The 21,155-nt window shown below is 59.1% G+C and carries 20 protein-coding genes and 1 riboswitch; of the genes, 5 read left to right on the top strand and 15 right to left on the bottom strand.

Annotation, left to right across the window (positions count from 1 at the left end; all coding sequences use genetic code 11):
• Positions 1-88 precede the first annotated feature (88 nt).
• The 7 genes from ACILSR_RS31830 to thiC all read right to left on the bottom strand — a co-directional run bounded on the left by ACILSR_RS31830 (position 89) and on the right by thiC (position 8,027).
• Positions 89-481 (bottom strand): type II toxin-antitoxin system VapC family toxin, encoded by a 393-nt coding sequence (locus tag ACILSR_RS31830; RefSeq protein ID WP_395753863.1) that lies wholly within the window; start codon positions 479-481, stop codon positions 89-91.
• Positions 472-711 carry an antitoxin VapB family protein gene (locus ACILSR_RS31825; RefSeq protein ID WP_395753862.1) on the bottom strand — a complete coding sequence of 80 codons (240 nt, stop codon included), beginning with the start codon at positions 709-711 and terminating at the stop codon, positions 472-474. Before ACILSR_RS31825 ends, ACILSR_RS31830 begins: the two co-directional genes overlap by 10 nt.
• 215 nt (positions 712-926) lie before the next feature.
• The gene (locus ACILSR_RS31820) at positions 927-2,027 is read right to left on the bottom strand and encodes a YhcG family protein (RefSeq protein ID WP_395753861.1); all 1,101 of its coding nucleotides are present in this window, start codon (positions 2,025-2,027) and stop codon (positions 927-929) included.
• A 21-nt stretch (positions 2,028-2,048) separates the two neighbouring features.
• The gene (locus ACILSR_RS31815; protein WP_395753860.1) at positions 2,049-2,252 is read right to left on the bottom strand and encodes a hypothetical protein; all 204 of its coding nucleotides are present in this window, start codon (positions 2,250-2,252) and stop codon (positions 2,049-2,051) included.
• 122 nt (positions 2,253-2,374) lie between these two features.
• The gene (locus ACILSR_RS31810) at positions 2,375-4,219 is read right to left on the bottom strand and encodes a hypothetical protein (protein WP_395753859.1); all 1,845 of its coding nucleotides are present in this window, start codon (positions 4,217-4,219) and stop codon (positions 2,375-2,377) included.
• A gap of 67 nt (positions 4,220-4,286) precedes the next feature.
• Positions 4,287-5,984 (bottom strand): ATP-binding protein, encoded by a 1,698-nt coding sequence (locus ACILSR_RS31805; RefSeq protein ID WP_395753858.1) that lies wholly within the window; start codon positions 5,982-5,984, stop codon positions 4,287-4,289.
• Between the two features lie 75 nt (positions 5,985-6,059).
• A complete protein-coding gene (gene thiC, locus ACILSR_RS31800) occupies positions 6,060-8,027 on the bottom strand; it encodes a phosphomethylpyrimidine synthase ThiC (RefSeq protein ID WP_395753857.1) in 1,968 nt (655 codons plus the stop codon).
• Between the two features lie 68 nt (positions 8,028-8,095).
• Positions 8,096-8,207, bottom strand: a riboswitch (TPP riboswitch).
• A 215-nt stretch (positions 8,208-8,422) separates the two neighbouring features.
• Between thiC and ACILSR_RS31795 the strand changes: the two genes are divergently transcribed.
• From ACILSR_RS31795 to ACILSR_RS31785, 3 genes are all read left to right on the top strand, one after another.
• The gene (locus tag ACILSR_RS31795; protein WP_395753856.1) at positions 8,423-9,781 is read left to right on the top strand and encodes a PEP-CTERM sorting domain-containing protein; all 1,359 of its coding nucleotides are present in this window, start codon (positions 8,423-8,425) and stop codon (positions 9,779-9,781) included.
• 29 nt (positions 9,782-9,810) lie between these two features.
• Positions 9,811-10,995, top strand: a complete 1,185-nt coding sequence (locus ACILSR_RS31790; RefSeq protein WP_395753855.1) for a serine hydrolase domain-containing protein — start codon at positions 9,811-9,813, stop codon at positions 10,993-10,995.
• A 75-nt stretch (positions 10,996-11,070) separates the two neighbouring features.
• Positions 11,071-11,883, top strand: coding sequence for a superoxide dismutase (locus tag ACILSR_RS31785; RefSeq protein ID WP_395753854.1), 813 nt, complete (start codon positions 11,071-11,073; stop codon positions 11,881-11,883).
• Between the two features lie 66 nt (positions 11,884-11,949).
• Here ACILSR_RS31785 and ACILSR_RS31780 read toward each other — a convergent pair whose 3' ends face one another.
• The 4 genes from ACILSR_RS31780 to ACILSR_RS31765 are packed head-to-tail and all read right to left on the bottom strand — an operon-like array spanning position 11,950 to position 16,009.
• Positions 11,950-12,525 (bottom strand): hypothetical protein, encoded by a 576-nt coding sequence (locus ACILSR_RS31780; protein WP_395753853.1) that lies wholly within the window; start codon positions 12,523-12,525, stop codon positions 11,950-11,952.
• 15 nt (positions 12,526-12,540) lie between these two features.
• The gene (locus ACILSR_RS31775) at positions 12,541-13,620 is read right to left on the bottom strand and encodes a hypothetical protein (protein WP_395753852.1); all 1,080 of its coding nucleotides are present in this window, start codon (positions 13,618-13,620) and stop codon (positions 12,541-12,543) included.
• Positions 13,620-15,224, bottom strand: a complete 1,605-nt coding sequence (locus ACILSR_RS31770) for a hypothetical protein (protein ID WP_395753851.1) — start codon at positions 15,222-15,224, stop codon at positions 13,620-13,622. The genes ACILSR_RS31775 and ACILSR_RS31770 overlap by 1 nt, the downstream gene beginning before the upstream one ends.
• A gap of 11 nt (positions 15,225-15,235) precedes the next feature.
• Positions 15,236-16,009, bottom strand: coding sequence for a metallophosphoesterase family protein (locus ACILSR_RS31765; RefSeq protein ID WP_395753850.1), 774 nt, complete (start codon positions 16,007-16,009; stop codon positions 15,236-15,238).
• Between the two features lie 83 nt (positions 16,010-16,092).
• Between ACILSR_RS31765 and ACILSR_RS31760 the strand changes: the two genes are divergently transcribed.
• The gene (locus tag ACILSR_RS31760) at positions 16,093-16,848 is read left to right on the top strand and encodes an ABC transporter ATP-binding protein (RefSeq protein WP_395753881.1); all 756 of its coding nucleotides are present in this window, start codon (positions 16,093-16,095) and stop codon (positions 16,846-16,848) included.
• On the opposite strand, the gene ACILSR_RS31755 is transcribed toward ACILSR_RS31760, so the two are convergent.
• The 3 genes from ACILSR_RS31755 to ACILSR_RS31745 are packed head-to-tail and all read right to left on the bottom strand — an operon-like array spanning position 16,849 to position 18,960.
• The gene (locus ACILSR_RS31755) at positions 16,849-17,376 is read right to left on the bottom strand and encodes a DsrE/DsrF/DrsH-like family protein (RefSeq protein ID WP_395753849.1); all 528 of its coding nucleotides are present in this window, start codon (positions 17,374-17,376) and stop codon (positions 16,849-16,851) included.
• 21 nt (positions 17,377-17,397) lie between these two features.
• Complete coding sequence (locus tag ACILSR_RS31750) at positions 17,398-17,709, bottom strand: TusE/DsrC/DsvC family sulfur relay protein (protein ID WP_395753848.1); 312 nt, start codon at positions 17,707-17,709, stop codon at positions 17,398-17,400.
• Positions 17,710-17,730: 21 nt separating this feature from the next.
• Positions 17,731-18,960, bottom strand: coding sequence for an NAD(P)/FAD-dependent oxidoreductase (locus tag ACILSR_RS31745; protein WP_395753847.1), 1,230 nt, complete (start codon positions 18,958-18,960; stop codon positions 17,731-17,733).
• 88 nt (positions 18,961-19,048) lie between these two features.
• On the opposite strand from ACILSR_RS31745, the gene trxA reads away from it, so the two are divergent.
• Entirely contained in the window at positions 19,049-19,507 is a 459-nt protein-coding gene (trxA, locus tag ACILSR_RS31740; RefSeq protein WP_395753846.1) for a thioredoxin, read from the top strand.
• A gap of 1,021 nt (positions 19,508-20,528) precedes the next feature.
• On the opposite strand, the gene ACILSR_RS31735 is transcribed toward trxA, so the two are convergent.
• Positions 20,529-21,155, bottom strand: a 627-nt coding sequence (locus ACILSR_RS31735; protein ID WP_395753845.1) for a class I SAM-dependent methyltransferase, incomplete at its 5' end; no start/stop codon positions are given.

Below are 21,155 nucleotides of genomic sequence, written 5' to 3'. Positions count from 1 at the left end.
CGCTCAGCGCGAGGTAGGGCGGCTTGTCCTCAAGCCGCCGCCGAGCGTCTCCACGTTCGCTTTCCGGAAATCAGTTTCGCACACCACTTCAATAAGGCTCCACCGTCAAACCCGGCACACGACCAAACTCATCCACATTGTTGGTGACGACTCCCATGCCATGCACCAGCGCCGTCGCGGCGATCCACAGGTCATTGGTTCCGATCAGTTGTCCTTTGGCCGCGAGTGTCCGGTAGATCTCACCATACTGCCAGGCGATGTCGTTCGTCCATGGTAGGATCGGGTAGGGGCGGCACAGGCGCTCCCAGTCCCTTTTGGGGCTCGCCGACTGGCCGCAGGCCAGTTCGCCCGCCACCGTGAAAGTGATGTAAAAGCTCTCCTTTGCCCGGCTGGAAAAGAAACGGTCGATCGTGGTCGTCACTCCTCGTTTGGCCTCGCGCTCGGCCACGATGATGAAGTTCGTGTCGAGGATCAGGCCCATGGATCGTCGGGAATGGGGTCATGCCTGGCCGCCTCTTCCGCCGCGTCCAGATACTTGTCCGAGACACCGCTGCCGCCGTTGTGGAAGTATTGCAGCAGATCTTCCCCCGTGGCCGGAGCATCCAGCCAGACCGCACGGCGCACTACTTCCGTGAAGGACTCGCCTCCACGTTTGACCTGCCGCAGCTTCTCGTAGGCATCGAGTTCCAAGGTAATCGTCTTTGTTGCCATGCACGAAATAAACACGAAACGGGAAATTTGGCAAGAGGGGCTTGGCCTCGGAAAGAAGATGAATCTACCGCTTCTCTGCCTTCCACGCGCCTGCTAGAGGCCGTCTGAATCATTATAACGATTTAAACGTGAGTGGTTTATGAGGAGGTAATGATATAATGCCTGGCATGAATGGCATGGCATGAATGGCACACGGCAGGCGGCGGTTTGTCAGCTTATTGAGCCTTGCGGGTCGTCTTCCTCCCAGCTTTGCCATCACTCAAAGTGAGGCGCTGACGGGCGCGGACGACGGCTTGGTGGAGCTTTCGTTCGAGCTGCTTTTTCGGCAGCAGTTGGGTCCAGTAAGTCGCCACGTGGATGCCGCTGCTGGCGAGTTCGAGCAGCTCGACGTGCTCATCGTTCTTGCCCGCGCAGAGGATCATTCCCAGCGGCGCTTCTTCGCCCGGCTCGACGGCGTGGCGTTTCAGCCAGCCGAGATACAGCTCCATCTGCCCTTTGTCCGCCGCCTCGAAGTCACCTAGCTTCAGATCAATCGCCACGAGCCGCTTGAGCTTGCGATGGTAGAACAAAAGATCGAGATAGTAGTCCCTGGCATCAATCTGCATCCGCTTCTGCCGCTCCAGGAAGGCAAAGCCGATGCCGAGTTCGAGGATGAAGCTCTCCACCTCGCGCAGGATCGCCGTCTCCACGTCCTTCTCGGCATAGGTGTCCTTCAGCCCGAGGAAGTCGAGGATGTAGGGATCGCGAAAGACGAGGTCGGGCGTGAGCTTGTCCTCACTGCGCAGGGCGGCGAGCTCCTGCTTGATGAGCTTGTCCGGCTTCTTCGAGATCGCCGTGCGCTCGTAGAGCATGCTCTTGATCTTCTGCTCCAGCGTCCGCGTGCTCCAGTTTTCCATGCGGCACATCTCGGCGTAGAAGTCGCGCTGCAGCGGGTCGTCGAGGTAGATGATGCGACGAAAATGGGTCCAACCCAATTTTGCACTCAGTGCGTGCACTATTTCCCGCTCTGAGAAAGCTTCCGCGAACCGCATCATGTTGAACAGGTTTCGCTTGGTGAAGCCGGGGCCAAACTCGGCTTCCAATTGTGCACTCAGTGCGTGCACAATCTTTTCGCCATAATCAGCCCGCTTTTCTTCGAGAATGTCCCGGCGAATGCGGGTGCCGATTTCCCAATACAGGAGCGTCAGACCTGCGTTGACGGTCCGGGCCACGGCTTCGCGGGCCGTGAGGATGAGATCGCGCACCTCCGCAAGCAGCGGCGCGGCAGGGGCGGCGGGTTTGGGAGCGAGCGTGCGAGGCTTGGGCTTGGCTGGCATGGCTCCATCAGAGTAGCGCGGTCAGGCGGCTTCGGGAAAGGTGAATTGTCGCCGCGGTGCGGCGAGAGTCCTCGTGCCATTCTCCACCGAAAACGTCGGCACCCCAGTGGCCCAGCCCTTGTCCTTGCCCAGCTCCGCCCGCTCAAAGTCATCGGAAAAGAGCAGCTCCTTCTTCGCCGTCGGCTCTGCGGGGATGGCAGGCAGCTTCGGTGCATCCGCGGCCAAGGTGGTGGCGGTGAGAAGGCTGGCCAGGGTGAGGAAGCGGAGGTTTATGGGGAGATGAAATGTTAAAGGTTGCGGCTGGTTATATTAGGATGAACGTTTTTCTTTTATCGAGCCGAAGAATCTCATCCTTCCCGAAGTACAGAAGTTCTTTGAGCCTCTTCCAATTCGGCCTCTAACCAGTCGCTTAACGCGTCACCCTCTTTTCCAGACTCTTTGCGATCAAGAAATTTAAAATATGCAGCCCTGGCCAAATCGCCCCCAGTACTAAATTCTTGTGAATTATGTAGATGGGGGAGCAGTATAGCTATGTCCGCATAGCGGGAAGCGTCGCAGGACTGCTGGAGCAGAATTTGAATTTGTGGACAGCCCGCTGAATTTAAAATGGCGTTACGCAGGAAAAAGCGATGTTTTTCGACTTGCTGTTCCTGCAATGAACGATTTGCAAGGGCAACGCTAAGAGCGCCTTCTATGCGGGACGGGATGTGTAGCATGCCTTTGCGAAAGCGAGTTTTTTGGTAATTGGTAAGCGCAGTTTCGCCTTCGGCGGCGGACCAGGGGAATTGGCCGCCAATCAATAATCCGGCAACCATCATCTCGATACAAGGTTGTTCTAAAATGGCTCTATGCTTATCCTGAAATTGATCCCAATTAGGGCTGACTTGTTCAGAAGGGATAAAAGAATTATACAGAAAGTACAATGCGATCATCGATCTCCGTTGTTCTAAATTCCCCGTGTGAGCAATCCGCTCAATTTTTTCAATCACTGCGCCCATCTCGGTAATGGGCTTCGATTCTATTGTTGCAGCGAGGATGTTTTCGAGGAAGCCTCCAAAGTAGCGGTGGGCTGTGGTGGCGTCAAATTTCTCGGATTGATAAATCCAATGCTGGGAGGCCAAATGCAGACGAATTTTGCCGGGCAGTTCAGCCCGCCAGTTCACATCCTCATTTTCGACCGAGGGTAAACGCCGGATTAGTGTCCGAATGACATGATCAGCGAGTCGTACTAATCCGCTAAAGGTAAGGTAGGGCTCCCGTTCCCATCGAAATACATCTCCTATCGAAATTTCAGGAACATGAAGCTGATGCATCAGCGGCGTCAATTCATGGACGTAGGATGAACGAATATTATAAATATTTCGCGCCGAACGACGCAAATCACAATGTTGCAAAGGAGATGTTCGCAGGACTGATTCCGAAATAAAAAAAGTGTCTTCCACATGAGTGCAAATGAACTCTTGGAAACCTGCACTTAGCTTTAAATGTGCGTCACTGAGAAGGGCCGAGCGAATCTTTGCCGCTGTTTCAACTCCGACTCCGGCGAGCAGTGGTTCTAGTTTGTGTCGAGTGCGGTCATTAAAATCCTCCCATTCGGGATTGTAGCTAATATATTTCTGAGAAAGTGATTCTAGTGCATAGACCAGTATGGAGTATGCAAGATCAAGGCTTGAATCAACGGCCTCTAAGGCACCATTGAATGCTCGAAGTGCCTTAATAATAGACAAAAAGTCCTGCCGCTTTAGGCTGACAACCTTTGCAACCAGAGAAGCAAAGTCATTAGACTCTTGGAGATTGCCTTCAATGCAAGATGCGAAGTAGCGTGGCAGTAACTGTGATGGAGCGCTTTTTTCCGATATTCCAGCGGTTCCAAGTCGGCAGCGGTGTGCAACCAAGCTCCGATCTTCTTCGAACGACGAGCGCAACCCAAACTCACACAGGAGACGAAAGTGGTCGATTATTTCACCATCACCAACACGAACAAGATTGAATGGGCCCTCCTGCTTTTCTAACTGATTTGTATATGTGAATAGGTATGATGTAACTGCTGAACGTGTATCCAATGGCTCTAATCGGCCTACGCAAGTTGTTATTGGAAGGACCCAACGATAATTGGAATAAAGAACCGCCTTTCCTTCGGAGAGATGTCGTTCGCCGGATTTAAAAAATTTACCGGTTATGATTTGAAGCATATAAGGGTCTTCTTGCCGTGAAATGAAGTTTTTTTGATCACGCCATATATGCCTGCCATCGTTATCTTTAAAATAGATCCTTGTCAGTTCGTGGGCGGAATTCGATTTTCAGCTTTTGTGGCAAGTAGTCCTTTAAAACGAAAACTTCGATCCGATGGGCTTTGCGTGGATTGTCCAAATAATATCGCGTGTAGTCGTTTGTATCCTCAGGGGCCACAACAGCGAGTTTTCTTTCCTCTCGATTGATGTCCTTAACGATCTCCCCGTGCTTTAGTTCTGTATCCCAACAGATGATGCTGTGAAGATTCTCGAATGAGTGATTGAACCCACTAGAAAGCAGGTATTTGAACTCAACATAGTAGAGTTTAGAGCCATGAACAGGGACGGTGTCGCGGCTTTTGACGATAATGTCGATTCCTTCAAGGGTATCATAGTCAACGACTGAGAAGGGAAACAATGTTGGCTCAATTGTCATAAGTTGAACCACAAGACTATGAACACCGCTCTCACGCTGCGGGGCTACAAGTGTTATATCCTTGTATTTGGCAATATTTGCCTTGTTTGCCTTGTTGACCCGCATTTCAAAATTTTTCTTCTCTTTCTCGACGGTGTTGTAGCCATCTGCTTCTTCCTCCAGGTAGCTTAATTGAAGCCACTCATCACTTTCCATCAGGTCCTGATAAATCTTCCGAACGACCTGCTCCACATCTTGAAGAATCTCTGTTGGTGTATTCTCTGCCGAACCTCTATTAGCAGTGAGTTTTAGCGCCTGACAGTTGAAAAATGCGTGTAGTTTAGTGAATTCGGATCCCTTAGAGGTTATCCATTCATTTTTCCTCTGAACTGGAATAAAGTCTTTGCATAACCATAGACCATACCGATCCTGAACGGTGTAAGCGCCTTCTGGGGCTGCATAGCCAGGTCGCCGCAACATGACGTTGCTATCGTATTTCACGCGCTTGCCTTCGACAGAAAAAATTGCGTTGTATCGCACCTCTGGATGATTTGGAAGGCTTCCGGTTTTAATAATCCGACGGCAATAGTGGTTAGGAGCCTGAATTGTATGCTGCTCAAATAATTGATTCACTCCTGCGCTCTCGGCTGGAAATGGGTGTCCAAAGTCGAGGGTCTCAAAATCGTCTCGATCCAATCCCTTTAGCTGAAGCTTCACATTTGAAAAATCAGCAATTCCAAACTGGCGTTCGACGCTTCCGAATTTTGTGAACCAATAAATATGATCGCGTAGTCGGTCATGCGTAAAACGCTCGCGCCGGTTGTTGTTATAACCGTAAATCGTTATGGTTGTTCCAGATGCCTGGGTTTCACTCGGCTCCTCTTTAACCGCCACTTGTGGAATTTGACGCTCATGGAGCTTTGCAAACGGCGCGTCCAAAGTTGCTAGCAACCGCGTTCCCTCCCGCTGTGTATCAACGATCACCTTTTTCGCGTTGAAATAAACCTTCGTCCCGTGGCCTTTCTCACCGATTGTAGTTTTGTCGTTGCGACGGGTGGAATTTCCGAGATCAAAAAACGACTGCAAAGCCTCGCGGCCCATCCCGCTTCCATTGTCAGTCAACCGGATCACGAAGACGGTTTCTCCGGCGTTTGTTTCAGCCTCGAAGGAGAGACGGATTTCCGTGGCCCTTGCGTCAAAGGAATTACTTATGGCTTCTCGTACTAGATCAAGCGGATTAGCAAAGTCATTTGCGATTTCGATGAACTCTTGGGTTTCATCAACTTTGGGAATAATGGTGAATTCAGACATATATTCTTGGTGTGCAAATCTCGCAAAGGGAGGTGATGGACGGGGTATTGGGCAACGATCAAAACAGTAAGTGTTCTACGCCTTCGCGTAAACCTCCGCCCCCGCTTCCACGAACTCCTTGCTCTTCTCCGCCATCCCCTTGGCCAGCGCTTCCTCTTCAGAGATCGCCTGTTCCGCCGCGTATTTGCGGACGTCTTCGGTGATCTTCATGCTGCAGAAGTGCGGGCCGCACATGCTGCAGAAATGGGCTGACTTCGCTCCGTCCTGGGGGAGGGTTTCGTCGTGGAAGGAGCGGGCGGTGACGGGGTCGAGGGACAGATTGAACTGATCTTCCCAGCGGAACTCGAAGCGGGCTTTGCTGAGGGCGTTGTCGCGATACTGCGCGCCGGGGTGGCCTTTGGCGAGGTCGGCGGCGTGGGCGGCGAGTTTGTAGGTGATGACGCCGACTTTGACGTCTTCCTTGTTGGGCAGGCCGAGGTGTTCCTTGGGGGTGACGTAGCAGAGCATGGCGCAGCCGTACCAGCCGATCATGGCGGCACCGATGCCGCTGGTGATGTGGTCGTAGCCGGGGGCGATGTCGGTGGTGAGGGGCCCGAGGGTGTAGAAGGGGGCCTCGTGGCACCACTCGAGCTGCTTGGCCATGTTTTCCTCGATCATGTGCATGGGCACGTGGCCGGGGCCTTCGTTCATGACCTGCACGCCCTTGGCCCAGGCGCGGGTGGTCAGCTCGCCCTGCACTTCGAGTTCGCCAAACTGCGCCTTGTCATTCGCATCGGCAATGGAGCCGGGGCGGAGGCCGTCGCCGATGGAGAAGCTCACATCGTAGGCGGCCATGATGTCGCAGATGTCGTCCCAGTGGGTGTAGAGGAAGTTTTCCTTGTGGTGGGCGAGGCACCACTTGGCCATGATGGAGCCGCCGCGGGAGACGATGCCGGTCATTCGGGAGGCCGTCATGGGCACAAAGCGCAGGAGCACGCCGGCGTGAATGGTGAAGTAATCGACGCCCTGCTCGGCCTGCTCGATGAGCGTGTCGCGGAAGAGCTCCCAGGTGAGGTCCTCGGCCTTGCCGTTCACTTTTTCCAGGGCCTGATAGATGGGCACGGTGCCGATGGGCACGGGGCTGTTGCGCAGGATCCACTCGCGCGTGGCGTGGATGTTTTTGCCGGTGGAAAGGTCCATGACGGTGTCCGCGCCCCACTTGGTGGCCCAGCGCATTTTCTCCACCTCTTCCTCGATGCTGGAGGCGACGGCGCTGTTGCCGATGTTGGCATTGATCTTCACCAGGAAATTGCGGCCGATGATCATCGGCTCCAGCTCGGGGTGGTTGATGTTGGCAGGAATGATGGCGCGTCCGGCGGCCACTTCGCTGCGCACAAACTCGGGCGTGATCTCATTGGGGATGCGCTGCGGGAAGCGCTTGAAGATGCCGGGGGTGTACTCGCTCTGCACCTGGGAGGAGCCCACGTGCTGCTTGTCGAGGTCGTTGCGGACGATGTCGGTGGTGAAGTCGGCAATCTTGGCGCGCTTCATGTTTTCGCGGATGGCGATGAACTCCATCTCCGGGGTGATGATGCCGGCGCGGGCGTAGGCGAGCTGCGTCACCACCTTGCCGGGCTTCGCCTTCAGGGGCTGGCGCTGCGCATTGATGGGGGCCTTCAGCGGGCTGAGGATGCCTTCGCGCTTGGCGGCGGCGTATTCAGCGTGGTTGGCGGTGAGGTAGCCGTTGTCACGGGGCTCGATGGCGCGGCCTTCGTAGGCTTCGACGTCATTGCGGGCGAGGATCCAGGCCTTGCGCAGGGCTGGCAGGCCTTCTTCCACGGTGCCTTTGTAAGCGGGATCGCCCCAGGGGCCGGAGGTGTCATACACGCGCACGGGTTCATTCTGGATGATGCGGCCGTTGAAATCCTTGGTGGGGGAGAGGGCGATCTCGCGCATGGGCACCTGCACGTCCTTGTGGATCTGGCCCTGCACATAGACGCGGGTGGAGGCGGGGAGTTGCTCGGAAGAGTGGGGCTCGAAGGAGGACGTGGGGTCGGCGATCATGGGGGAAGACGGAGTTACAAGTTTCAGGTTTAAAGTTTCAAGTTGGACGCTGCGCGTGCAGAAACTGAGTGAACCTCCGAGCGAACTCCCTTCGGCGGCATGACCCGCATCAGGTTCGGAGGGTTCGGATCCAGGAAGATCCGTCTCAGTCCCTGCGGTAGGACGCCCCTGTCGTGATGTGGGTGGATAGTCGGAGAGGCGGGCCGAAGGTCAAGGGGAAGTGGGCGGTGAAGGGGAGTTTGCAGCGGGTCGCAGGACTCGGGCCGCCCCCTCCTATCCGTGAGAAACGGCATTCCACCCTCGTCTCCCTGCCAGTGCATCAAGCCCTAGGAAAAGGCCAGAAAGTGGTTGGTAGTCTATGAAAATTATAATAAACTTAGATGTTTTATCAGTCGATGCTGCATTTCCCCCCCCATTTCATCCGTCTGCTGGCGACTTCCGCCCTGCTCCTGACTACCGTCACGGCAGTGCAGGCGGATCTCGTCTCGGACTGGAATGCACTCGCGCTCACCTCCATGACCACCACAGAGGACCCCATGGTGGCCCACGATCTGGCCATCCTGCAGACGTCTATCTACAACGCGGGCCAGAGCATTCAGGGGACGTACAACACCTACGGCTACGGCGCCTACCCCGCCCCGGGCACTGGACCTGCCGGCGCCGACTACCAGGCCGCCATGATCGCTGCGGCCAATACGGTGATGCAGAACCTCTACCCGACTTCCAGCACCGACTTCACCTCCCTCTACAATTCTCAGCTCGGTACCATCGTGGACAGCCAGGCGAAAACGGACGGTATCAATTGGGGCATCACCGTCGCGAACAATCTCCTCAACTGGCGTGCCACCGATGGCTCCGCCGCGGCTGCCAGCACCCTCTACACCCCGGTGGGTACCGTCGGCTACTGGCAGCAAACCTCCGCAGCCGGCCCCGTGCTCCCGGGCTGGGGCAGTGTGGGCACCTTCACCATCCCCGGCACCGCAAGCTACATGGGCTCCCTGCCGGGCGGCTCCGTCACCACCTACCTGCAGTCCAGCCAGTATGCCGTGGATTACAACCAGGTGAAGGATATCGGCTACGCCTTGAGCCTCACCCGCACCTCAGACCAGACCAATCAGGCTTACTTCTGGGCCGCCGGAGACGGCACCGTCAAAATGACTGGCATGTGGAATCAGATCGCCCAGACCGCCGCCGCCACAGCAGGCCTGAGCACTGCCGATACGGCACGCCTGCTGGCCACCCTGAATGTGGCCATCGCCGATGCCAGCACCGCGGCCATGGCCACCAGTTATGACACCCAGTTCTGGCGTCCCGAGACCGCCATCGCGAATGGCGACATCGATGGCAACGCGAGCACTGCGGTGGATTCCCTCTGGGCCCCCCTCATCAAATCCCCCTCGCTCCCCGAGTATGTCTCCCTCGGAGCCACCATCAGCGAGGCTGCCGCCACCGTGCTCGCCTCCTACCTCGGCGACAATGTGTCCTTCAGCCTCGGCAGCGACATCACTGGTGACGGCAGCATCGACCTCACGCGCAATTTCACCAGCTTCAGCCAGGCGGCGCAGGAGGCGGCCATGAGCGGCGTCTATGGCGGCACCCAGTTCCAGACCTCCGTCACCGACGGCCAGGCCCTCGGCGCCGACGTGGCAAACTACGTCCTGGCCAACAACTTCGCCGTGGTCCCCGAACCCGCCGGCGTCGTCCTCATTTTGCTCGGCGGCATGTTTTTTCTCGGCTCACGCAGACGCCGCTAGATGCCACAATGCAGCGACGTTCTTTCGCGATGAATCCCGCCGCATTGGTCGTCGCCTCCGCTCTCCTTCTTTTTCCTGCGCTGCTCCCTGCGCTGGATGCCACAAAACTCGCCGCCATCCATCCCGCCATGGAGGAGGCCGTGAAGGCAAAGCAGGCCGCAGGCATCGTCACCCTGGTCATGGAAAACGGCAAAGTCGTTCACCACGACGCCGCAGGCATGGCCGATATCGCCAAAGGCCGCGCGATGGAAAAGGACGCTCTTTTCTGGATCGCCTCCATGACGAAATCCATCAACGGCACCGCCGTCATGGTGCTGGTGGATGAAGGCAAACTCTCTCTGGATGAACCCGCCTCCAAATGGCTGCCGGAACTGGCCAAAGTAAAGCTGGCCGATGGCAGCGCTCCGGAGAAGCCCGTCACCCTGCGCATGCTGCTCAGCCACACCGCAGGCATCGCCTTTCCACGCCGTGCTCCATCGGATGGAGCCATCTCCTTGAAAGCCTACGTCGCCTCATTGCTCAAGACCCCGCTCGCCTTCCAGCCCGGCACTTCATACGAATACGGCTTCGGCCCCACCGTGGCTGGCCGCATCATCGAGCTGGCCTCCGGCATGAAGTATGAGGCCTTCTTGAAGACCAAAATCTTCGCCCCTCTGGGCATGAAGGACACCATGTTCAATCCGGACGACGCCCACCGCGCCCGCATCGCCCGTACCTACAAGATGGATGACGAGACCCATGAACTCGTGCCCGGCTACAATCCCTTCGTCACCAGCGACGCCAGCGTCACTCACATGCCTGAGCCTGCAGGCGGCCTTTTCTCCACCGCCGCGGACATGGGGCGCTTCTACGCCATGATCGCCAACGGCGGCGAGCTGGACGGCACACGCATCCTCAGTGAAAAATCCGTGCGTGACATGACCACCCCGGTGACAGCCGGTGGCAAGCAGCTCAACTACGCCTGCGGCTGGCAGGTGAACACCGAAACGCAGCGCGTGAACTCCCAGATGCCCGTGGGCAGCTTCGGTCATGGCGGCGCCTTCGCCACCAATGGCTGCATCGATCCCCGGAGCAAGATCGTCACCGTGTACATGGTTCAAAACGTTCTCGTTCCAGACAGTGGCAGGCCGAAGGATGCTTTTCAGCACTTGGTGATGGAGGCCGCCGCCATCAAGGTCGTTGCGGCGCCTGCGGCAAAGAAAGCCAGGCCATGAATTCATCTGCACCCGCGGCCTGGTTCTTGCTTGCGCATTGGGGCAGCCATTGATTATTATTTGTGGCACTACCTAATGAAATTACCACTGACTCGACGTGCCTTTTTATCAACGAGCTGTGCCACGCTGGCAGGCGTGGTCCATGCGGCGGAGGGGGAGATCGTTACGTCATTGGGCATCCCCTTGCGCCAGGAGCCGCTGGCGTTTGAGTTTGATGCCCTGGAGCCTTACCTGGATGCAGCCACATTGAAGCTGCACTACGGCAGGCATCACAGCGAGATCCTGGAGAAGCTGAGCGCCACCCTGAGCCCGCTGAATCTCAGCGTGGGAAATCTCAGCTCCCTCATGCCCAATCTGCGCAACCTGGTGCTGCCGACCGATCCGCGCAAAAGCGTGGTGAGGATGGGCGGACCCCCGCAGACCTTATCCGCTGAAACGCAGCACGACCTCCGCATCTATGGCGGAGCGCACATCAATCACACCGCCTTCTGGCGTTTCCTCGCTCCTGCAGGCTCCGGCCCTGCCGGGCCTGAAGGCAAGGTCGCAGAGGCGATTGTCCGCGACTTCGGCGGCATCAATGAATTTAAAACCGCTTTCTCCGAAGCCGCGCTCCGGCACTTCGGCTCTGGCTGGGCATTCCTCGTTTATCGTCCCGATGGCAAACTGGTCATCACCACCACTCGCAACGAGGACAATCCTCTGATGACGGATTTCGTGGAGCCGGAGCAGCGCGGCCGCTTCCTTCTCTGCCTCGACCTCTGGGAGCATTCCTACTACCTGAAGTATCGCAACGACCGCAAAAAATACATCGAGGCTTGGTGGAACGTCGTGAACTGGAAGTTCGTCGCTCGCACCTATGGCGTGGTCACTTCAAAGGTGCGGGTGTGAGAAAGTAGTTATGAGCTCTGGCTCGCCTCGGGCGGCGCTCCGGTAGGAGCGAATGTCTTCAAGTGCCTACCGCGTCGGGTACAAATCCGGCATCAGCAGCGGTCGCAGCACCATGGGCGTCTTTTCCCACGGCAGCAATTTCCAGGGATGACTCTGGTCATCCTTCAGCCGGCCCCACCACAGCCGGCCGCCATTGCGCCAGGGGTCCACCACCAGGCCGTCCTCGTATCGCTGGCCCTTGGCAGTCACGACGATGCCATGATGCTGGCGCACGGTGTCAGCGCGGGAAACGACGAGGTGCAGATCCATCGTCTTCAGGTTCAGGCGAAACAAATGCGGAAAAAGATCGTCCCGCCATTGGTAGCACAGGCCGCGTTTGCGCAGGCCCATGTTCACCAGCCCGTTGTTCATCCAGGGATGGACGAAGGGTTTGAAGTCCGCGGACATTTTGGCGGATTCTTCGACGGCCGTCTCCGCCAGCTTGTCCGCTTCTCCTGCACTCACCGTCGGGGCCAGCTTCTGAAGATCAAGGCTCATGCGGCGCGCCTGCTCCTGGCGTTTCTCAGGAGTTCCAGGGTTGGCGCAGGAGATGAGGAAAAACGGGATCAGCAGCAGCGGATGAAGGCTTGGGCGGAAAGACATGCGACGTGGGGGATATCAGGCGGGAGGACCATGGGCGGCATCGTGCAGCGCACGGGCCTGCTCCTGCCATTGTTCGCGCGTGGCGCGGTTTTTGAATGCCAGCAGTTCGCTGAAAGCACGCTGCTCGTCCTCGTCCCATTCGGCGATCTGCCGCCAGGTCCGGATGCCGTGGGCCCGCAGCTGCTCGCTGATGACCTTTTTGATCCCCTTGATCTGCGTCAGGTCATCGTCTGGCACATCGCTGAGGGCGGCGGCGTTCGCCGCCACGCGGAGCAGCACCCGCGTCTGGTTTTGCAGGCGCTCGATCTCCGCCTGGGCGGTCGCCAGACGCTTTTCACTGTCGGCGAAACTCCGGCGGGCCAGCCCCAGTCCGGCGGCATCCGCAGGCGCTTTTTCTTCAAGTTTGCCGATCCGCCGCTGCCAGTCGTCCCGTTCCTGCGTCAATGCTGAAAGGCTCGACTGATAGGCCGCCAGCTGACTCTCCAGTGCGGAAGTCATCTCATGGAGTGTCGCCGTGGCCACCGTGCCTGTTTTGGGCTTCACCACGCCGGGGCGTTTGCGTTTGCCTTTCGCCGGCGCGCTGCTTTCGGCTGCGGTTGTTTCGTTGGCGGGTGGCGCACTCGGCAGGCTTGTCACCTCTGCCACGGCTGCGGCATGTTCCGCACGCAGCTTGTCCAGATCAGTCAGCAGCCGAGCCGTTTCTGTTTCCAGGGCCAGAATGACCTCCTGGGCTTTCGCCGCCTCATCCTGTCGCAGCTTTGCAGCCACCTGCGCGGCGTTTTCGGCTGCCTGCAGGCTGGCGCGCAGGGTGCTGAGCTCCTCTGCCGTCTCATCTCGCACGGGCTCCATCTCCACCACGGCGGGCGCCGGCACAGGCGCTGCCATGGCAGACTCAGTCAAGGTTTGTGTCGTTGCTAGTTCGGGTTCCTCCTGCTGTGCCGCTGCCTTCTGCGCCGCATCCACCTGCAGTGCCAGTTCCTCAATGCGCTGCTGCAGATCACTCCCGCGCCAGCGCCAGCCAAACCACGCAAACACACCGGCCGTCAGGGCGAGCAGAGGTGCGAGGTAGAGCAGCAGCCAGAGGAAGGAGGACATCAGCGGGATACAGGAGGGGCCGGACGCAGGCGCAGCTGCTCGATCGTCTCAGCGGTGACATTTTCAATGATTGTGGCGGGAATGCCAGCCGGCAGAGAGCCGGATTTCGCCAGCCCCCCGGCCTCCACCAGTTCCCGGGTCACTGGGATCAGTGTCCAGTTGCCACCAGGTTTGGCGATGGCGAAGAGCCCGGCGCTGTTGGCGGCGGGTGGCGGCGGCAGGCATTTGACCGTGTGCAGGATGCCCCGGGACGGCTCGCAGTCGCCCCGCACATGGACATCGTCGCTCATCACCAGATATCGCGGGCCGTAGGCGCTGCGTGCGGCGGCGATGAGTTGGGAACGAACGGCCTCTTCCGCCACCTGTCCGGAGAGAATGGCCCGGTCTCCAAACAGCGCCAGCGCCATGAATGCAGGCTCCAGGGTCTGGGAAGGCGCGGGGGCATGAGAGTTGTCGCCTTCGAGCCAGGTGCTGAGCACGGCGCTGTCATCCTGCATCGCCCTCGCCTTCAGTCCGGCAGGCAGTTCGTCTTTCCACGCCTGCTCTTTCGCGGTGATCTGCCAGTCGACCGATTTCCAGGCTCCGCCGCTGAGGCCAAGAAAGTAGGACTTGCCCTTGGTCTTGTCTCCCTCAGGCAGCAGCGCCGTGGTGATGGGACCGAAATCCCCCTCCGGCCTCCGCGCCTCGCTCACCCGGATCTCATCGTGCACCCGGCGCGGGGAAAAAGTGGACAGCGCGTCTTCCAGCAACTCCTGCTTGATCGCCTCGGAGCCGACCTCTCCGCGGATGATGATCTCCCGGTCGCGCACAGCGATGAAAAGATACCCCGGGGGCAGCTTGGCCAGGCGTTCCTCCTCGCTCTGCTTCAACTGCTGCACTTTGAGCGCGGCGCGCAGGTCTTTCAAAACAGGCAGCACCTGGCTCTGCCACTCCACTTCGCTTACGCCCAGCGTGTGCGCTTCCTCATAGAGCTCTTCATCCGCTTTGCTCAGCGGGAGTTCGTTCCAGTGCTGGCCTATGCGCGCCAGATAGGCCTGTGCCGCGGCATGCGGGCCTGGCACCGCCCGCAGCGTGGCGGAGACATTCGCAGCTTCGTCGTGATTTTCGGCGTCAGCGCCCGGCATGCCCTCGGCCGTGCCCCCTTGGGTGCTCCAGCTTTCCTGCACACTGCGCGCCAGGTCCCGCGCCTCGTCGGCTGTGGCGGCGCTGCCCAGCAGCTTTGCCTGCGTGCCTTGGGCGGCCAGCAGCAGCCAGCCCGCCGGATATGGGACGATCTCGATCTCATTGTGCACGCTGCTCACGGGATTGAGGTGCCGCCCCAGCATTCCGGTCAGGGGCGTGGGCGCCCGCACGAGCTCGTTCACAGTAGTCTCGATGGCCCTGCTGTCCTGCGGTGTGCGCACGCTGCCATTCAGGCGCAGCACCTGGCCGTCTGCCTCCACGTGCAGTGCTCCCAGACGTTTCTGCAGCACCGGCTGTCTGGCCAGAATGTCCTGCGCCGCTGTTTGCAGATCCCGTTCCAGCGCTGGCAGGCACACCAGCGCACCGATCAGCCAGAGCGCGAAGAGGGTGGCAGCAGAGAGGATCCAGCGCTCGCGAGTCATGGCGGTGGAGATCACGCTTTTTCAGTGAGCATTCGCACCTCGTCAAAGCTGAAGCGCCGCGTCTCACCACGCTGGTTGGTCTGCAGCAGAGTCTCGGTGCCAGTGATCAAGGAGGTGAGCCAGCCCTCCCCATAGGCCCAGGTGTCGATGCAGATGCGACCCGGCAAAATGAGGGGCAGGCCGCTCTTCTGCGCCGTGTGTCCGCAGACCAGTGTCTTGCCCGAGAAATGCGGATGCGAGTCATCAAAACGCCGCCAAAACAGCCAGTCGTCGCTCTGGTCCGGCATCGGCAGCATGGCGTTCACATTCGCATGAGCAAAGATGTGGGTGTCCGTTGCATGCCACCGGCGCAGGCGCTGGCTCAGGAAATCCCAGTGCTCCTGCGGAATGGCCTCCCATACGGGAGCATCCATGCAGCCGTAGGACTGCATGGTCTGCCTGCCGCCCACCCCATACCAGGAGGTCGCCTCGACCAGGTTGCTCTGGGCGTCCAGCATGAGGATTTCATGGTTGCCGATCAGCGGCACCAGCTGGGTGCGTGACTCCAGTTCCAGAAGCCGGTGCAGCACCCCCCGGGTGTCTGGCCCGCGGTCCACGTAATCGCCCAGCGTCACGACCACGTCGTCCTTCTGCGGGTTCAGCTCCTCCAGCATGAGGTCCAGCGCCGTGGAGCACCCATGGATGTCGCCAATCACCATCGTGCGTCCGCAGCTGCGTTCACGAGTGGGGAGTTGGACCCGCGAGGTATGAATCTCGGGGGCGTCGTCGCTGACCAAAATGGGCATCGTTTACTCTTGCGCGATGAGCGCCGGACGCAACTGCCGATCATCGTGTTGGCACAATCACTTTCGCCATGCAAGATGTCGGCATGCCCAGCCCCACGCAGTCCAGCACCATTCTCCCGCAGTCTGCCGGTCTTGCCCCTCCGATCTTTGAGGCCCGGGGCCTGCGCAAGGTGTACCACACCGGAGACGTCAATGTGGTGGCGCTGCAGGGCGTGGACCTCGACTTTCACTCTGGCGAGCTGGTCGTGCTCCTCGGGGCTTCCGGCAGCGGAAAATCCACACTGCTCAACATCTTAGGCGGGCTGGACATCCCCACCTCCGGCAGCCTCCGCTACAAGGGCTGGGACCTTTCCGGCGGCGGGGAGCGCACCCTCACCCAGTTCCGCCGCAACTGCGTCGGCTTCGTCTTTCAGTTTTACAACCTCATCCCCAGCCTTACCGCGCGGGAAAACGTGGCCCTCATCACGGACATCGCCCCGGATCCCATGAAGCCCGAGGACGCGCTGGACCGTGTGGGCCTCAGCCACCGGCTGGATCATTTCCCCTCCCAGCTCAGCGGCGGCGAGCAGCAGCGCGTGGCCATCGCCCGCGCCATCGCCAAAAAGCCCGAAGTGCTCCTCTGCGACGAACCCACCGGCGCTCTGGACGTGAACACCGGCATCACCGTGCTGGAGGCCATCGAGCGCATCAACCGTGAGCTCGGCACCCTGACCATCGTCATCACCCACAACGCCGCCATGGCCGCCATGGCAGACCGCGTTCTGCACCTTTCGGACGGTCACATCGTCAAAGAGAGCCGCAATGCGGAGCGCGCCGCGGTTACCAGCCTGCAGTGGTGATCACGTAAACAGAATATGCGTCCCCGCGCCCGCTGACTCTTCGTAGAACTGACCCACGGTCAGCACGCCGTCCACGCGGTCCATCAGGTCTTCCTTCTTGAGCTTGAACATGTCCATGGCCAGTTTGCAGGCAAAGATCTTGCCGCCGGAGTCGGAGATGAGCTCCAGGAATTCGCGCACGGGCGGGATGTCCAGTTTCTCCATCTCCTTGTTCATCAGGCTTGTGGCAAAGGCGGAGACGCCGGGAATCGCGCCCATCCACGTGGGGAAGGGCATCGTCATCGGCAGGCCGAGCATGGGCATGGCCATGTTCAGCGCGGCATTGCCCACAGTGGAGACCTTCATGTGGTCCAGCGTCTTGTTGGCCAGCCCGTTGAGGCCGAAGAAAGTGAAAAACAGGGAGGCCTCGATGCCCTCCATGCGTGCGCCATTGGCCATGATCAGCGCCGGGTAGATGCCGTCCAGCGAGCCGCGGCTCACGATGATGCAGATCTTCTTCACCGGTTGTTTGTCGTCAGGGGTGCTCATGAGTTTGGAATGGGGTTGGCTTTAAATGCAGCCGACAGGCTTCGGGATGCCGGCAATCTTGGATGACTTCTTCAAAGGGCCTCCGGGAAAGAGATCGTAGAGCTCCTTGGTGGTCACCACGCCGCTCTTGCCCATGCTGCGGATCGTCAGTGCGGCGCCCTTGGCCTGCTGCTCGCGCAGGTAGCGCACCACTTTCATATGCGCGTCTGTCAGCGCGCCCACGCCTTCCTCCGCAGCGATGGCGGTGGCGATGGCTTCGTTCCATTGGGACATGTCGGTGAGGTAGCCCTCTTCGTTCACGTCCACTTCATTTCCTGCGATGTTCTTTTTCATGATCGTTGTACGGGATGATTCTCAAGATTCGACGGGTTTCTTTTTCTGCCGGCTGATGCCCGGAAGCGGCCACGCGCGCAGCAGCACGTTCCAGTAGATGTGGCGGAAGGCCAGCTTGCCCCAGTGGTTGATGCGGCTTTCCTCCAGCAGGCGCATGGGGCCAAACGCGAAGGGGAAGGGGCCTTCGTGCGGTTCGTACTCGTAGTTGAAATCAATCAGCAGCGCCTTGCCGTTGCCGGACTCGATGAAGCAGTTGGAGTGGCCGTCAAACTCCTCCTTGAGCGGCTCTCCGGCGATATGGCGCAGGATGTTGTCCGCCAGCGTCTCGCTTTCAAAGTGGGCCACGGAACCCGCCTTGGAGGCCGGGAGGTTGGTGGCGTCTCCGATCACGAAGACGTCCTTGTATTCGATGGACTGCAGCGTGTGCTTGTTCGTGGCGATGAAGTCCAGATCATCTCCCAGCGCGGAGCGGCGCACGGCTTCGTCTCCCATGTTGGTGGGAATGGTGACGAGGAGATCGTAGGGCACCTCACGGCCGTCATAGCACACGAGCTTGTTGTTTTCCTGATCGACCTTCTCCGCCACGAAATCGGTCACGAGTTCGATGCCCTTGTCCCCCAGCAGATGGCCCAGCTTCTTGGAGGCCTTGGGCTTGGTGAAGGCGCCGGAAAGCGGCGTGACGTAGGTGAGAGTGACCTTTTCGCGGATGCCGCGCTCGCGGAAAAAGGTGTCCGCCAGAAAGGTGAACTCCAGCGGGGCCACGGGGCATTTGATGGGCATCTCATTGATGTGCACCACCACGCGCCCGCTCTCGAAAGTACTGAGCTTTTCGCGCAGGGCACGTGCGCCGTCCAGCGTGTAAAAGTCATGCACGTTCATCCTCCACTTGGGGCCCAGCATGCCGGGTGTCTCCTCCGGTGCGGTGCGGCAGCCGGTGGCCACAATGAGCAGGTCGTAATGCAGCAGTCGTCCGTCTTTGAGCTTCACCTCATGCTCCTCCGGAACCATCTGCTCCACCTCGGCCTGGATGAAGTCCACACCCTGTGGGATGAAGTCGCGGGTGCTCCGGATGATGTCGCTCTCCTCATACTGGCCAAAAGGCAGAAAGAGCAGGCCCGGCTGGTAGAGGTGCCTGTCCGAGCGGTCCACGACCGTGATGCTCCATTCATGCACGGGCAGCCGCCTGCGCAGGCTGTTGGCCATGATGGTGCCGGCGGTGCCGCCGCCGAGAATGAGAAGGTGTCGGCTCATGATCTTGTGCAAGGTTGTTGTGTTGCGTTACCGCTATATGAGTGTATGCGTATATGCAATAACAAACACCAACTCGATTTTGTCATTTATGAGCACCCATCTATCCGCCGACGAACGCGGCATCATCCTTCCATGTCCCGCCTGCGGCACCGCCAACCGCATCGCCTACGCCAAAGCCTCCCAGCAGGGGCGCTGCGGCTCGTGCAAGGCGGACCTGCCCCACATCTCCGTGCCTGTGGAGATCGACAGCCCCGCCAGCTTTGCCGCGCTGGTGTCCGGCAGCACGCTGCCCGTTGTCATCGACTTCTGGGCCCCATGGTGTGGCCCCTGCCAGATGATGGCGCCTGAGTTTGCCAAGGCTGCTGCACAAGCCTCCGGCACCGCGCTCTTCGTCAAAGTGAACACTGACGAGCAGCAGGATATCGCCCGCCAGTTCCGCATTCAAGGCATCCCCGCCTTTGCGCTGATCAAAGGCGGCCGCCTCGCCGCCCAGACCTCCGGCTTCCAGCCAGCAGAACGTCTGCTGGCGTGGGCGCGGCAGGGGTGAGGAACAATGCGCAAGCCGCGCCGTGCCGGGCGCTGGCAGAATGCGCTGCGTCTGTTTGCCACGAAATGCGTCCTGATGCCATCTCCCCAAAATGTTTCCATGTTTCCACCTATAGGGTTGGAAACATAGAAACATTTTCAGTAATTATATGCGATGCCTTGGTGGGCTTGCGGGCCCGTTGGCACACAAATGCTGCATGAGTTCTTGGTCTGGCCCAAGCGGCTTCCAGGCTTTCAGAACAGCCTGGTGCAGCCTATGAGAAACAGTCAAAATGAGGCGTTGATGGAGGTTGAGATCAACGTGGGTATCTATACGACGTGGCGGTGGAGGCACTGCCCCAGCACTCAGACTGCCGCAAGGTGTGCGACGTTCCCTGAAGTAGGTCGCTGGTTATCTTTGCGGCGGATCAAGATTTTCCTGGCTAACCCACGCTCTCAGCGTGACCGAAGGGGGCTTTGAACCGGCGAGCGCAGCGGCCCCAGTGGCAAGGCGGGAGCGCCGTCTGCTATTGAAGAATAACAGGCAAGCGACTAACGCAGCCAATGGGGCCGCTCCGCCGCCCGGGCAATGTGACAAGATTTTTGAGAGTTGGTCTATACCACCAGCAATGGTAAAGAAGTCTTGTATCGCTTCGTCCAGCAGCAGCTTGGGCGGAAGCGAGAGGGTGGGTGATCGCGCAGCGTTGAGGGATCTGGACGCTCCCACTCATCCCAGGCATGCGAGTGGCGAAGCTCTCGCAGGAGGGGGACCATCCTGGTCCCCTCAGGCCTCCGCTGGGTGTGCTATATGATACCAGCAGCTATGGGACCTGTCTGAACGCCCCGCCTTTTTTCAAGTGCTCAGGCTGTTGGCAGGCGGCGCAGTGCGCTCTGCCGCCATTGTTTGCGCTGGCAAAATGTTTCCATGTTTCCACCACTATAGGTGGAAACATGGAAACATTTCTAGAAGATATGAAACCGCCCCTCACTATGGTAAACCACAGGGCGCTTTGCTCACCGGAGTGCGTCGGGCATGGCGGTGCTCACTTCCGCTTGAACCGCACGAAATAGTTTTCCTTCAGCACGTCGGCGGTTTCCGCCACTTTTTCAAAACCGGCGGCGGTGACCTCCGCCTCAAAGACCTCCTGGCCGGCGCGCACGTGGCCCATGACGAAGTCGCTGCTCACGCCGGGGATGCGCTTGAAGTCGATGAGCACCAGCTCTCCGCCGGCCTTCAGCGCCTTGTGCAGACTGGCCAGGCTGGCCTGCGGGTACTCAAAGTGGTGATAAACGTCGCAGATGAAGGCGAGATCGATGCTCGCCTCCGGCAGCTCCACGCTGCGATCAGTGCATTGCACGGTGGTCACATTGGCCGCATGCGCCTGCAGCGCGCGTGCCTGGATGTGGGAGAGAAAATTTTTGGCGATGTCCACGGCATAGACGTGGCCCTTGGGGCCGACCGCCTGGGCAAAAGGCAGGGTGAAAAGGCCCGTGCCCGCCCCGATGTCCGCCATGGCCATGCCGGGCTTCAGTCCCACGGAGGCCACGATCTTCTCGCGCTGATGAAAGATCTCGCGGCTTTCGGTTTCAAATTTCTGCGTCCATTCGCCCACCTTGAGGTTGGGATCGAGAAACTTGTCGTTGATGCCCGGCTTCACACTCGCGTCCTG

It is taken from the genome of Prosthecobacter sp. (genome assembly GCF_044222565.1).
In the GTDB taxonomy this organism is placed as follows: domain Bacteria; phylum Verrucomicrobiota; class Verrucomicrobiia; order Verrucomicrobiales; family Verrucomicrobiaceae; genus Prosthecobacter.
The sequence above is the reverse complement of the archived record's forward strand: the minus strand, read 5'-3'. Positions and strand labels throughout refer to the sequence as shown.